Origin of the sequence: Tsukamurella ocularis, assembly GCF_024807615.1 — a bacterium.
GTDB classification, from domain to species: domain Bacteria; phylum Actinomycetota; class Actinomycetes; order Mycobacteriales; family Mycobacteriaceae; genus Tsukamurella; species Tsukamurella ocularis.
Genome location: NZ_JANUCJ010000001.1, coordinates 260462 through 273304 on the forward strand (window position 1 = coordinate 260462; position 12843 = coordinate 273304).

The 12843-nt window shown below is 73.0% G+C and carries 11 protein-coding genes; 5 read left to right on the forward strand and 6 right to left on the reverse strand.

Going from position 1 to position 12843, the window contains the following annotated elements:
• Nucleotides 1–35: 35 nt before the first annotated feature.
• A complete protein-coding gene (purF, locus tag HNP44_RS01390; protein ID WP_259144079.1) occupies nt 36–1598 on the reverse strand; it encodes an amidophosphoribosyltransferase in 1563 nt (520 codons plus the stop codon).
• Between the two features lie 132 nt (nt 1599–1730).
• Here purF and HNP44_RS01395 point away from each other — a divergent pair, with 132 nt between their 5' ends.
• Nucleotides 1731–2084 carry a sterol carrier family protein gene (locus HNP44_RS01395; RefSeq protein ID WP_259144270.1) on the forward strand — a complete coding sequence of 118 codons (354 nt, stop codon included), beginning with the start codon at nt 1731–1733 and terminating at the stop codon, nt 2082–2084.
• A 32-nt stretch (nt 2085–2116) separates the two neighbouring features.
• Here HNP44_RS01395 and HNP44_RS01400 read toward each other — a convergent pair whose 3' ends face one another.
• Nucleotides 2117–3154 carry a LacI family DNA-binding transcriptional regulator gene (locus HNP44_RS01400; RefSeq protein ID WP_259144080.1) on the reverse strand — a complete coding sequence of 346 codons (1038 nt, stop codon included), beginning with the start codon at nt 3152–3154 and terminating at the stop codon, nt 2117–2119.
• A gap of 126 nt (nt 3155–3280) precedes the next feature.
• On the opposite strand from HNP44_RS01400, the gene HNP44_RS01405 reads away from it, so the two are divergent.
• The gene (locus HNP44_RS01405; RefSeq protein WP_259144081.1) at nt 3281–4741 is read left to right on the forward strand and encodes a purine-cytosine permease family protein; all 1461 of its coding nucleotides are present in this window, start codon (nt 3281–3283) and stop codon (nt 4739–4741) included.
• Nucleotides 4738–6357, forward strand: a complete 1620-nt coding sequence (locus HNP44_RS01410) for an amidohydrolase (protein ID WP_259144082.1) — start codon at nt 4738–4740, stop codon at nt 6355–6357. The genes HNP44_RS01405 and HNP44_RS01410 overlap by 4 nt, the downstream gene beginning before the upstream one ends.
• A 15-nt stretch (nt 6358–6372) precedes the next feature.
• Here the strand turns inward: HNP44_RS01410 and HNP44_RS01415 are convergent, their stop codons facing one another.
• Nucleotides 6373–7086: a hypothetical protein gene (locus tag HNP44_RS01415; RefSeq protein ID WP_259144083.1), complete on the reverse strand. Its 714-nt coding sequence runs from the start codon at nt 7084–7086 to the stop codon at nt 6373–6375.
• Nucleotides 7087–7173: 87 nt separating this feature from the next.
• Complete coding sequence (locus HNP44_RS01420; protein WP_259144084.1) at nt 7174–7890, reverse strand: hypothetical protein; 717 nt, start codon at nt 7888–7890, stop codon at nt 7174–7176.
• A gap of 139 nt (nt 7891–8029) precedes the next feature.
• Here HNP44_RS01420 and HNP44_RS01425 point away from each other — a divergent pair, with 139 nt between their 5' ends.
• On the forward strand, nt 8030–9538 hold the full coding sequence (locus HNP44_RS01425; protein WP_259144086.1) for a glutamate-cysteine ligase family protein: 1509 nt from the start codon (nt 8030–8032) through the stop codon (nt 9536–9538).
• A gap of 7 nt (nt 9539–9545) precedes the next feature.
• On the opposite strand, the gene HNP44_RS01430 is transcribed toward HNP44_RS01425, so the two are convergent.
• Entirely contained in the window at nt 9546–10085 is a 540-nt protein-coding gene (locus HNP44_RS01430) for a DUF4334 domain-containing protein (RefSeq protein ID WP_259144088.1), read from the reverse strand.
• A 40-nt stretch (nt 10086–10125) separates the two neighbouring features.
• Complete coding sequence (locus HNP44_RS01435) at nt 10126–11472, reverse strand: TIGR01777 family oxidoreductase (RefSeq protein WP_259144089.1); 1347 nt, start codon at nt 11470–11472, stop codon at nt 10126–10128.
• A 95-nt stretch (nt 11473–11567) separates the two neighbouring features.
• On the opposite strand from HNP44_RS01435, the gene HNP44_RS01440 reads away from it, so the two are divergent.
• A complete protein-coding gene (locus HNP44_RS01440) occupies nt 11568–12830 on the forward strand; it encodes an NAD(P)/FAD-dependent oxidoreductase (RefSeq protein ID WP_259144090.1) in 1263 nt (420 codons plus the stop codon).
• Nucleotides 12831–12843 lie beyond the last annotated feature (13 nt).

Here is a 12843-nt window from a genome sequence, read left to right on the forward strand (position 1 = left end):
CGGCGGAGTCGACGACCCCGCCGGGGCGAGCGCGCTCAGGGGCGACGCAGCGCCGAGGCGTTGTCGTTGTCGGCCTGCAGCGGGTCGCCCTGCGTGCCCGCCTTGAGCATGTTCTCCAGCACGGCCTTGCCCATCGACGACGACTCGGGCAGCGGGATCGGGTAGACCCCGTCGAAGCAGGCCCGGCACATGGACTCGCCGGCGTGCTCGGTCGCGGCCGTCATCTCGTCGAGGGAGATATAGCCCAACGAGTCGGCGCCGATCGCGGCGCGCACCGACTCGACCATGGCCTCCATGGAATCGGCGCCGCCGCCGTTGGCGATGAGCTCGGCCGGGGAGGCGAAGTCGATACCGTAGAAGCAAGGCCACTTCACCGGTGACGAGGCGATGCGCACGTGGATCTCGGCGGCGCCGGCCTCGCGGAGCATCCGGATCAGCGCGCGCTGCGTGTTGCCGCGGACGATCGAGTCGTCGACCACGACGAGCCGCTTGCCGCGGATCACCTCGCGCAGCGGGTTGAGCTTGAGCCGGATGCCCAACTGGCGGATGGTCTGGGACGGCTGGATGAAGGTACGTCCCACGTAGGCGTTCTTCATCAGGCCCTGGCCGTACGGGATGCCGGACGCCTGCGCGTAGCCGACGGCCGCGGGGGTGCCGGACTCCGGCACCGGGATCACCAGGTCGCCGTCGGCGGGGTGCTCGCGGGCCAGGCGGCGCCCGATGTCGACGCGGGTCGAGTGCACAGACCGGCCGTGGATCACGGAGTCGGGGCGGGCCAGGTAGACGTACTCGAAGATGCAGGTCTTCGGGGTGGGCTCGGCGAACCGGGTGGAGCGCACGCCGTCCTCGTCGATAGCGAGCAGCTCGCCCGGCTCGATATCGCGCACGAAGGAGGCGCCGACGATGTCGAAGGCCGCGGTCTCGGACGCGACGACCCAGCCGCGGTCCAGGCGGCCGAGGCTCAGCGGGCGCACGCCGTGCGGGTCGCGCGCCGCGTACAGGGTGTGCTCGTCCATGAAGGTGAGGCAGAAGGCACCCTTGACGGTGGGCAGCAGCTCCATTGCGGCCTGCTCCAGGGTCCGGTCGGCCGCCGCGTGGGCGAGCAGCGCCGTCAGGATGTCCGAGTCGGATGTGGCCGCGGTGCGCGGACGCCCGCCGGCGACGCCGAGCTCGACGGCGCGCTCCGCGAGCTCCGCGGTGTTGACCAGGTTGCCGTTATGGCCCAGCGCCACCCCGTTGCCCGCGCTGGTCGTGCGGAAGATCGGTTGGCTGTTCTCCCAGGTGGTGGAGCCGGTGGTCGAGTATCGGCAGTGGCCGATCGCCACGTGGCCGGGCATCGAGCTCAGGGTCTGTTCGTCGAAGACCTGGCTGACCAGCCCGAGGTCCTTGAAGACCAGCACCTGCTGGCCGTCGCCGACGGCGATGCCGGCGGCCTCCTGGCCGCGGTGCTGCAGGGCGTAGAGGCCGTAGTAGGAGAGCTTGGCCACATCCTCCCCGGTGGCCCAGACGCCGAAGACGCCGCACTCCTCCCGGGGCTCCTGCTCCTCACCCTCATCGAGGGGGGCGTTGTTGACGACGCTGAGCGGAAGCTGCTGCACGGCTGACTCCTGGGGCTGGGGGCGTGGCCTGATCCGATTGTAGGACCGATCCGCCAGCGGAAACGAATCGCCGAGTAGGTTTCTTCCCGGAGACAGGGGGTTCGCGTGGCGAAGACGATCGATCCGGCGGAGATGCGGGCCGCCGTGCTGGCCGTCCGGGAATGGATCGTCGACGACGACGCGCCCGCTCCCCCGCGCGCCGCGATCGCCGCTGCCGTCCGGTCGACGGCCCGCACGCTGGCGCAGGACGCGCCGGGCGGATCCGTCGAGGTGCGGGTGCCGCCCTTCGTCGCCGTGCAGTGCATCGAGGGCCTGCGGCACACCCGCGGGACGCCCCCGAACGTCGTGGAGTGCGCGCCCCGGGTGTGGCTGCGGCTCACGACGGGCCTGGTCACCGTCGACGAGGCGACGGAGGCGGCCGACCTGGCGGCCAGCGGCTCCCGCGCGGGCGAGATCGCCCGCTACCTGCCCATCCTGCGGCTGTAGTCCCGCGGCCGCAGATCCACGCCGGTAGCCACTCAGCGCGCCGTCGAGCCGCGGGGCACGAGTCGCCCGACGCCGCCGGACGGACCGGGAGCCTCCGCGTCCCGCAGCCTCGCGACCAGCGTCGTCACCGCCCGCCGAGCCAGTTCCTCGGGCTGCAGGTCGACGGCGGTGACGTCCGCGGCGCGCGCTTCCTCGGCGTCGGAGCCCGCTGCGATCCGCACCGCGCCCGGCACCTCGTAGCCGAGTTCGCGCAGCCGGTCGGCCGCTCCGACGGCGGGCGCGGCGGCGAGGCAGTACAGCGCATCGGGCACACCGTCCACACCCGGCACCGAGCCCGCCGGGAACCAGCGGTCGACCGCGACCACGCCCGCCAGGGCGCCGAGGGCGTCGGCGTGCAGGCTCACGGTGGCGGGCATCCCCCGCTCGGCGCACCAGGCGCGATACACCTCGATCGAGCGCAGCGACCACTCGTCCTGCTCGTCGGCCGCGAGGAAGGCGATCGCCCGGCCGCCGGCGTCGACGAGGTGCCCGAGCACGTCGCGCGTGATGCGTTCGGTCTCGATCCCCACGTGCCCGGGAGCGCCGTCGTCCCAGGTCCCGTCGTCGCGCGGCGGCAGTCCGACGGTGACGCACGGCGTCCCGATCCGCTCGCACAGGTCGAGCAGCGGGTCCCCGAGGGTCGGCTCGGTCAGGAGGATCCCCTCGGCGGCGAGCGCGGCCGACGGGGCGTCGTCCCGCGCGGGGTCGCCGACGAGCATGAGGCAGTAGCCCGCGTCGAGCGCGGCCATCGCGGCGGCCCCGGCGAGCCGGAGGAAGTAGTCCACGCCGTGCAGCTGTCCCGGGTCGATCCGGTCGAGCGGCCGCGCAACGAGCGCGAGCACGCTCAGCCGGTTGCGGCGCAGCCCCTGGGCCAGTACGTCGGGCCGGTAGCCGAGCTCGTGGGCCGCGGTCCGCACCCGGTCCTGCGTGTCCGCGGCGACCACGCCGTTCCCGCTGAAGGTGTGCGAGACCGTCGTGACCGAGACGCCCGCGCGGCGGGCGACGTCGGCGATCCGCGGCCGGCTGCTCATGGCACCACGCTAGACCTTCGGGACATTCCGCCCACAGCCTTGTCCAAATCGTTTTGGGCACCTAGCGTGATCCGCGCCACACAGCGCCGCCGCCCGCGCGGCGCGACCGATCCCCGTGGAGGCCCCATGACGCCGACCCAGCAGCCCGCACCGTCGGGCGCACCCCTGCCCGCCCTCGCGACTGCACCCGCCCCGTCGAGGCCCCGGGTCGAGGCCCACGGCATCGACGTCATTCCCGACGCCGAGCGACACGGCCGCGCCCGCGACCTGTTCGCGCTGTGGTGCGCGCCCAACATCAGCTACCTCTCCGTGGTGGTCGGCGGGGCGCTCGTGCTCTTGGGCCTCGAGCTCTGGCAGGCGATCGCCGTCGCGGCCGCCGGCTGCCTGTTCTCCGTGGTCACCGGGATCGTGGCGATCCCGGGGCCCGCGTCGGGCACGCCGAGCCAGGTGACCACCCGAGCGATGTACGGGGTGCGCGGCAACCGCGTCGCGATCGCCGTCAACGGCTGGTTCGTCTCGGTCTGCTACATCGCCATCAACTGGGCCGCGGCGGCGGCCGTCGGGTACGCGCTTCTGCAGCACTTCGGGGTGCCGGTCGGCACGCCGGTCAAGCTCCTCGTGATCGCGGCGATCGCCACCGCGACGGTGACGGTCGCGATCTTCGGGCAGGGCATGATCAGCCGCCTGTACCCCCTGCTGTCGCTGCTCCTCGGCATCGTCTTCCTGGTGATGTCGGGATTCGTCGTGGCTCGCGCCGACGTCGGCTTCGCGCAACCCGCGCCGCTGCACGGCCCGGCGCTGTGGGCCGCGGTGCTGGGCGGGGTCACCCTGGTCGCCGCGGCGCCGCTGTCGTACACGATCAGCTCCGACTTCGCCCGCTACCTGCCCCCGGACACCAGTCCCGCCTCCGTCGCCACCGCGACGGCCTTCGGCGGCGCGATCCCGGGCTTCGTCCTCGTTTCGGTGGGCGCCCTGGCGGCGACCGCGGTCGACATATCCGACCCCCAGGCGGGCCTGATCTCGATGATCCCGTCGTGGTTCGTCCCGGTCTTCCTCGTCGCGGTGATCGTGAGCACCGTCAGCAACAACGCGCTCACCTCGTACAGCGCCGGCCTCGCGCTGCAGTCGGTCGGCGTGCCGCTGAGCCGGGCGCGGGCGGTCGCGGTGACCGGGGTCCTCGGCGCGGTGCTCACCCTGTACGCGCTGTTCGTGTCCGACTTCCTCGGCGCGGTCAGCAGTGCACTGTCGATGCTGGTCGTGCTCATGGGACCGATCATGGCCGTCTACGTCACCGACATCGTGCTGCGCCGCGGCCGGTACGACGGGCCGGCGCTCAGCGACGTCTCGTCCACCTCCCGGTTCTGGTTCACCGGCGGCGTGAACCTGGCCGGCGCCGTCTCCGTGCTCGCCGCGGCGGGCCTCGCCCTCCTCTGCGCGCACACCGTCGAGTTCCGCGGTCCGATCGCCGTCGGCCTGGGCGGGATCGATCTCTCGCTCCCGGTCGGCGTACTCGTCGCCGCCGGCCTGTACGCCCTGCTCACCCGCATCCTCTACGGATTCCCCACCACTGCATCGGAGAAGCCATGACCACCACCCTGCACCGCGGCGGCCGGATCTTCACCGCGGACCCGGACCGCCCCTGGGCCGAGTCCCTCCTCGAGTCCGGCGGCGTGCTGACCTTCGTCGGATCGGACGCCGACGCGCGCGACCTCGTCCGCGACGTCGACGGCCTGCGGATCGTCGAGCTCGACGGTGCCGTGGTCCTGCCCGGCTTCGTCGACGCGCACACCCACCTCGTCCACCTCGGCACCTCGCTGGGCCAGCTCGACCTACTCGGCGCCCGCGACGCCGCCGATCTGCAGGACCGCCTGCGCGCGTACGCCGCGGACCGTCCCGATGCTCCGCGCCTGCTCGGCGGCAAGTGGCTGTTCGATCCGCTCGGCGGGCGCGCCCCCGACCGTCACCTGCTCGACGCGGCCGTCGCCGACCGCCCCGTGTACCTGTACTCGAACGACATGCACTCGACCTGGGTGAACACGGCGGCCCTGGCCGAGCTCGGCATCGGCGACTCCACGCCGGATCCCCTCGGCGGCACCATCGCCCGCGACGCGAGCGGCGCGGCCACGGGCATGCTCTACGAGACGGCGGCGCTCGAGCTCGCCGACGACTTCCTCGCGCGGCAGGTCTCCGACGCCGACCGCGACCGCGCCCTCGACGCCGCGGTCGCCGCCTACCTCGCGGCGGGCGTGACGGGCGCCGTCGACATGGGGATGCGCGCGGACGACCTCGCCGCCCTCGAGCGCGCCGCGGCCGACGGACGGCTGGGGATCCGGGTCGCCGCGCACTGGCTCGTCGCACCGACCGGCGACCCCGCAGCGAACCTGGCGCAGGTCGACGAGGCCCGTGCGTACGCCGAGCGGCTCGCCGGCGGCCCGATCCAGATCGCGGGCATCAAGATCATGGTCGACGGGGTCATCGACAGCTGCACCGCCGCCATGCGGGCCCCGTTCGCCGACGGCAGCCGGCCCGGCCCCATCTGGCCCCTGGCGGCGCTGGAGCCGGTGGTCCGGGCCGCCGACGCCGCGGGCCTGCAGGTGGCGATGCACGCCATCGGCGACGAGGCCTCCGACATCGCGCTCACCGCGATCGAGCGCGCGATCGAGGCGAACGGCCCGCGCGACCGGCGGCACCGGCTCGAGCACCTGGAGACGGTCGCCCCGGAGAACGTCGCGCGGCTCGCGCGGCTCGGCGCCGTCGCGTCGATGCAGCCCGTGCACGCGGACCCGGCGATCCAGTCGACGTGGCGCGCCAATCTCGGCGACGACCGCGTCGACCGCGGCTACCCGTGGCCCGAGTTCAACGCCGCGGGCGCGGTGCTGGCCTTCGGCTCCGACGCGCCGACCGCTCCGCACCCGCCCCTGCCGAACATGTTCGTCGCGTCCACGCGGCGGTCGGCGATCGACCCTGCGCTGCCGGCGAACCTGCCGGAGCTGGCGCTGCCGCTCGCCGAAGCCCTCGGGCACGCGACCCGCGACGCGGCCTACTCGTGTCGGTGGGAGGACGTCGCGGGGACGCTGCGCGCAGGGCTGGCCGCGGACTTCGTCGTGCTCGACGCCGATCCCTTCGCCGCCGGGCCGGACGCGCTGCTCACTGCGCAGGTGGCGCGGACCGTCGTGGGCGGCCGGACCGTGGCCGGGCACTGAGCCGCGGCGGGGCGGCTACTTCGCGGTGCGGACCTTGTTCGTCGCCGCGGCGAGGGCCTGGGCGAAGCCCGCGCGGTCGGCCCGGGCGGCGTCGCTCACGGTGGTCGAGACCAGCAGCACGGCGTAGCCGCGGACCTGTTCGCCGCCGATGATCTGCTCCTGCACGAAGCGGGTCTCCTTCCCGTCGATCGCGACCGTGCCGGTCGCGCGGGTGAGCACGGCCCGCGCGCCCTTCGGCGCGCCGGGCAGCGCGATCGGGGCCGAGGTGGCGTTCATGACGACCCGGTCGGCGGAGCCGGGCTTCGGGTTCATCTCGATGCGGAAGGACTCGCAGCCGGCGGGGATGCGGAGCGCGTTGTCCACCGCGCCCGCGGAGGAGAGCGTCTCCGCGAGCGAGGTGCGCTTCGCCTCGTTCACGGCCACCACGATGGGCATCCCGGCCGCCCGGGTGAGGGCGCCGCGGTCGAGCGCGGGTGCGCACTGCGCGGGGGTCACGCGGGCCCCGGAGATGCCGGTGCCGACGCTCTCGGTGATCTCGGAGAGGTCCTGCGTGGTGACCTTCTCGACCCGGTATCCCGCGGGGAACTCGCCCTGCGTCAGCAGCAGCTGCGCGGCGGGGGTCGTCGGCTTCGCGGGCGCTGCGGAGGCGATCCCCGCGGGCGTCAGGGCCGCCGGGGCGGCGAGGGCGACGGCGGCGAGGGCCAGGGCGGAACGACGGACGGCGCGCATGAAGGTTCCCCTATCGGTTCGGCATCGGCGATGTCGACGATAGTTCATCACGCATGCTCGCCGGCGAACAACCGACAGCCGGTCGGGCTACTGCGCGGCGCGCACCTTGTCGACCGCCGCGGTGAGGGTCTGCGCGAACGCCGCCCGGTCGAGCTTGCCGCCCTGCGAGCCGGACGCGGTGACCACGACGGTGAGGCCGCGCACCTGCGAGATGCCCTCGACCTGGTTGACGACGACCTTGCGCTCCTTACCGGGCTTGCCGTCCTTACCGTTGACGGTGACGGTGCCCGACCCCTGCGTCGCGATCACCATCGCGCCGGCGGGCACCCCGGGCACCGAGGTGCGGGTTACCTTGATGGCGATGTGCGCCTTGGCCGGGACCTGCTCATTCGGCTCCAGCTCGACGGTGACGTCGCTGCACCTGCTCAGCATGTCCGCGTTCGTGCCAACGGGCTGCGTGGAGATGACCTCGACGAGCCCGGTCGTGGTGCGGTCACTGAAGGCGCTGACCATCGGGAGGTCGCTCGCACGCTGCTGCAGGGCCGGCGTCACCTTGGGCGCGCACTCCGCGGGCGTGACCTTGAGGTTCTTCGCGAACTGGTTCAGCGGCGCGATCATCTCCAGCCGCTCGGCCACCGACAGGGGCATCACCTCGTAACCGGCAGGGAACTCGCCATCGGCGAGCAGCAGCTTGCCGACGGGGGTCGTCGGCGCACCGGCGGGATCCGCCCGGGCCACCGCCGCGGGGGCGACGAGAGTGACGACGGCCATGCCGACAGCCAGAGTGTTGCGGAGAGTACGCACGGTGAGGACTCCTAGATCTGCGGTGTCAAAGACGCTGTTCGCAATGACACTCTAGACAACAACCATTGCAATCGTGAAGCCGGTCCCGATGCCTCGATTCGGCCGCGCGCCCTGCGCCGCTTCTGCAAAGCTGCGAGCCATGGGTGCCGATGTCGATGCCAGGGTGTTCACTCGCGAGGACCGCATGCGGTTCCGCCGCCAGGTCCAGCGCGGTACAGACGCCATCGCCCGGATGCTGGCCGAGGGCCTGTTCACGGACGACGGTGCGCCGCCGGAGCCGCTGCTCGGCATGGAGGTCGAGCTGAATCTCGTCGACGACGAGATGGAGCCGGCCATGGCGAACGCGGAGGCGCTCGATGCCATCGCGGACCCGGACTTCCAGACCGAGCTGGGCCAGTTCAACATCGAGATCAATGTCGCGCCAAGGCCGTTCGTCGACCAGAGCACGGAAAACCTCGAGGACTCGCTGCGGGACTCCCTGAACCGCGCCGATGAGCGGGCCCGCGCCGCAGGCTCGAATCTGGTCATGATCGGCATGCTCCCGACCCTCGAGGAGGAGCACTTCGGCAAGCAGTGGTTCTCCGCGAACCCGCGCTACGACCTGCTCAACGAGCAGGTCTTCGCCGCCCGCGGAGAGGACATCGAGATCGACATCGAGGGCGCGCCGCTGCCCGGCGCGGTGGTCGGCGAGCGGCTCGACATCACCTCGGACACCATCCTCCCCGAGGCGGCGTGCACCTCGCTGCAACTGCACCTGCGGGTGGCGCCCGAGGACTTCGCGGCGCACTGGAACGCGGCACAGGCCATCGCGGGGGTGCAGGTGGCTATCGCCGCGAACTCCCCCTTCCTCGCAGGGAAGGCCCTGTGGCACGAAACCCGCATCCCGCTATTCGAGCAGGCCACCGACACCCGTCCGATCGAGCTGCGCAATCAGGGTGTGCGGCCGCGGGTCTGGTTCGGCGAGCGGTGGATCACCTCCACTTTCGACCTGTTCGAGGAGAACACCCGCTACTTCCCCGCACTCCTGCCGGTGTGCAGCGACGTCGACCCGCTCGAGGTGGTCTCCCGCGGCGAGTCGCCGGAACTGCCTGAGCTCCGGATGCACAACGGCACCGTCTACCGCTGGAACCGACCCGTCTACGACGTGGTCGACGGGCACGCCCACCTGCGGGTGGAGAACCGGGTGCTGCCCGCGGGCCCGACGGTGGTGGACACCATGGCGAACGCCGCCTTCTACTACGGCGTGGTCCGCGCGCTGGTGGAGGCCGACCGCCCCATCTGGACCCAGATGAGCTTCGACGCCGCGACCGAGAACCTGCACTCCGGCGCCCGCGACGCCTTCGACGCCGGCCTGTACTGGCCCAACGTCGGATGGATCCGGCCCGACGAGCTGGTGCTGCGCCGCCTGCTGCCGCTGATGGACGCCGGCCTCAAGTCCTACGGCGTCGGTTCGAAGTCGCGCGAACGGTACATGCATGTGCTCGAGGGTCGGTGCATCCAGCGCCAGACCGGCTCGTCGTGGCAACGGCAGGCCGTCGCGAACCGCGAGGCCGCGGGCGAGTCCCGCGAGCAGGCGCTACGCGGCATGCTCGCCGACTACGTCCAGCACATGCACGAGGGGAACCCGGTGCACACCTGGGAGGTGTGAGGAAGATTCAGCGGCGCAGCACGAAGAAGAACGGCGGTACGTCGCGCAGGTCCATGACGCCCAGGAGGGTGGCCTCGTCGACGCGGCGGAAGTGGTCGTTGATGGGCAGCGCGTCGTAGCTCATCGTCGCGGTGACGACGCCGCGGTGCTCCATCATCCGCAGCCGCGCACGAGGTTTCGCGGTGCGCGCGAGCCGCAGCCCGCGGCGGGCCAGCGGTGCGGTGGCGGTGAGCAGCGCCCGGGGCAGGCGCATCGACGCGCCCAGCGGCATCGCGGCGGGGTTCACCGGGTACGGGCCGCGCGGACCGTCGAAGACGAGCGGCTGCACGTCGTTCGCGGAGGCGAAACGCTTACCGTGCCAGCCGTACAACTCGAGGAGGCCGTCCATGGGGTGTCCGGTGTCGAGGCCCTCGCCGCGCCAATCTCCGAACACGTCCGCGACCTGAACGGCGGGCAGCGCGTCGTAGAGCGCGAAGGCCTCGGTCGCGGTGCCCGCGGCCTGCAGGCGGGCCAGTTCCACCGCCGGTGCTCCGGGTGTCGTGGTCATCGGTCCTCCTCGTCGGCGCCGTCGACCCGACGGTACGCGCTCAGCCGCCGAGCAGGTGGGCCAATGCGTCGTCGACCGCGGGATACCGGAAGGAGTGGCCGCGTTCCTCCAGCACGGCGGGACGCACCCGCTGGGAGGCGAAAGCGAGGTCGTTCGCGCCCTCGCGGCCCAGGAGGAGCGCCGGGCCGAACGCCGGGACGGGGAGCAGGGTCGGCCGGTGAACGGCCCGTCCGAGGGCGCGGGTGTACGCGGCGTTGCGGACCACGCCGGGCGCCACAGCGTTGACGGGCCCCGACAGGCCGGTATCCCACAGCGCGCGGTGGTAGATGTCGACGAGGTCGTCGATGCTCACCCACGGCTGCCACTGGCCGCCGTCGCCGAGCCGGCCCCCGAGTCCCGCGCGGAACAGCGGAAGCAAGAGTTTGAGCGTTCCGCCCTGCGGCGCCTGGACGATCCCGGTGCGGACGGTGACCACGCGGGTCCCGTCGCCGGCCCCGTCGTGCGCAGCGTCCTCCCACCGCTGCACCACGTCGGCGAGGAAGTCCGGCTCCGCGGGCGCCGACGCCTGCTCGGTGAGGACCTCGTCGCCCCGGTCGCGCCCGTACCAGCCGACGGCGGAGGCACTGACGAACAGCGGTACGCCGGCCCGGGCGGCGGCTCGCGCCAGGAGCCGGGTCGGCTCGATCCGGCTCGCTGCGACCCGTTCCTTGTGCGCCGGCGTGAACCGCCCCGCGATGCCCGCGCCGGCGAAGTGGATGACGGCGTCCACGCCGTCCAGGGCGGAGGGATCAGGCGCCGCGGGGTCCCAGCGACGTTCGTCGTCGGACTGCGGTTCGCCGCGGACCAGCCGCAGCACCCGGTGCCCGCCGGTGCTGAGGAAGGCGACCAGGTCCGTTCCGACCAGGCCGGACGCGCCGGTCACCGCGACCGTGGACGGCCGCAGCCCCGCGTCAGCCGCCCGACGGTGCGCGGCGAGGTCCCCGGCGAGACGCCGGTAACGGAAGGCGATGACCTCCGCGAGCAGACGCTCGGGCACGGGGGTGTGCACCTCGTCGGTCACCCGGGTGCGGGTGGCGTCGACGGGCTCGAAGCCGTGGACGTGCCGCCACGGGACCAGGCCCGCGGGCAGGGACCGGGCGCCGCCCACGGAGACCTCGTCGACGAAACGCCGCCCGGGGACGTACACCGACGGGTCGTGCGCCGCACGCCATTGCAGGCCGCCGGGGAGGTCGATCACCGTCACCCCGTCGGCGAGCGACGTCGCCTGCGACCGGAGCCGCATCGGCAGCCAGGGCGCCTGGAGGCGGGCGAACGCCCCGGGCCGGGAGAACCAGTCGAAGACCTCGTCGACGGGGGCGTCGACGACTGCGGATCCGTGTATTCCCATGGCACCACGCTAGCCCCGGGACACCGCTCGCACACGGTGGGAAATCTCTCCGCGCCGGTCCCCATCCGGCGGCGCCGCGGCTCCGAATGACGGGCATGAACGATGCGAACAAGCGCTTCGCGGTGATCGGCAGCGGGGTCAGCGGACTCGTCGCCGCGCACGAGCTGAGCCGGTCGGCGCGGGTCACGCTGTACGAGCGGGACATCCGCTTGGGCGGGCACGCCCACACCCACACGGTCGATCTCGGGTTCGACGAACCGGTGCAGGTGGACTCCGGGTTCATCGTGCACAACGACCGCACCTACCCGGTCCTGTGCGGCCTGTTCGAGGAACTCGGCGTCGCCACGCGGGACGCCGAGATGAGCATGTCGATCCGCGACGACTCGCGCGGCGTCGAGTTCGCGGGCGGCAAGGGCATCCGCGGCCTCCTGCCCACGCCGCGCCACCTGGTCGACACCGACCACCTGCGGCTGCTCGCGGAGGTACCGCGGTTCCACCGCCGCGCCCGCGACCACCTCCACGGCGATGCGGCGGACCTTCCGCTCGGCGCGTTCGTCCTGCGCGAGGACTTCAGCGAACGTCTCGTGGAGGGCTTCCTCCGCCCGCTGGTGGCGGCCGTGTGGTCGTGCCCGCCCGACCACGTCGACGCCTATCCGGCCCGCCATCTGTTCCGGTTCCTCGACAACCACGGCATGCTCACCGTCGGGCGATCGCTGCAGTGGCGCACGGTGGTCGGCGGATCGGCGCGGTACGTCGAGCGGGTCGCGGCTGGCGTCGCCGACGTTCGGACCGGGACCGGGGTCCGCGCGCTCGCCCGGACGGACCGAGGCGTACGGGTCGTCGACGACGCCGGGACCGCGGAGGAATTCGACGGTGCCGTGGTCGCGGTCCACCCGCACCAGGCCCTGGCGCTCCTCGATCGGCCGACCGCCCTCGAGCGCGAGCTGCTGGGCACGATCCGCTACACGCCTAATCCCGCTCTGCTGCACACGGATACCTCGCTGCTGCCGCGCACCGAGAACGCCCGCGGTTCGTGGAACTACCTCGCCACCGGCGACGGGCGACCGGTCTCGGTGACCTACGACCTGACCCGCCTCATGGGCCTGCCTCGCGGCCGCGAGACCGCGCTGGTGACGCTCGGGGGAGCGGACCTCGTCGACCCCGCGCGGGTGCTCGCCGAGCTGCCCTACGAGCATCCCGCGTTCACCTCGGAGTCGGTGGCCGCGGCGCGACGCCTGGACGGGATCTCCGGCCCGGGGCTCGCTTTCGCGGGGGCCTACCACGGCTGGGGCTTCCACGAGGACGGTGCGGCGTCGGGCCTGCGCGCCGCCCGCCGAGTGGCCGGGGTCGCGCCGTGACCCGCCCGCCCGC

Coding starts and splice junctions, on each gene's coding strand:
- HNP44_RS01395 (WP_259144270.1), top strand. CDS start 1,731: ATGCGGGCCGCCGTGCTGGCCGTCCGGGAATGGATCGTCGACGACGAC.
- HNP44_RS01400 (WP_259144080.1), bottom strand. CDS start 3,154: ATGAGCAGCCGGCCGCGGATCGCCGACGTCGCCCGCCGCGCGGGCGTC.
- HNP44_RS01405 (WP_259144081.1), top strand. CDS start 3,281: ATGACGCCGACCCAGCAGCCCGCACCGTCGGGCGCACCCCTGCCCGCC.
- HNP44_RS01410 (WP_259144082.1), top strand. CDS start 4,738: ATGACCACCACCCTGCACCGCGGCGGCCGGATCTTCACCGCGGACCCG.
- HNP44_RS01415 (WP_259144083.1), bottom strand. CDS start 7,086: ATGCGCGCCGTCCGTCGTTCCGCCCTGGCCCTCGCCGCCGTCGCCCTC.
- HNP44_RS01425 (WP_259144086.1), top strand. CDS start 8,030: ATGGGTGCCGATGTCGATGCCAGGGTGTTCACTCGCGAGGACCGCATG.
- HNP44_RS01430 (WP_259144088.1), bottom strand. CDS start 10,085: ATGACCACGACACCCGGAGCACCGGCGGTGGAACTGGCCCGCCTGCAG.
- HNP44_RS01435 (WP_259144089.1), bottom strand. CDS start 11,472: ATGGGAATACACGGATCCGCAGTCGTCGACGCCCCCGTCGACGAGGTC.
- HNP44_RS01440 (WP_259144090.1), top strand. CDS start 11,568: ATGAACGATGCGAACAAGCGCTTCGCGGTGATCGGCAGCGGGGTCAGC.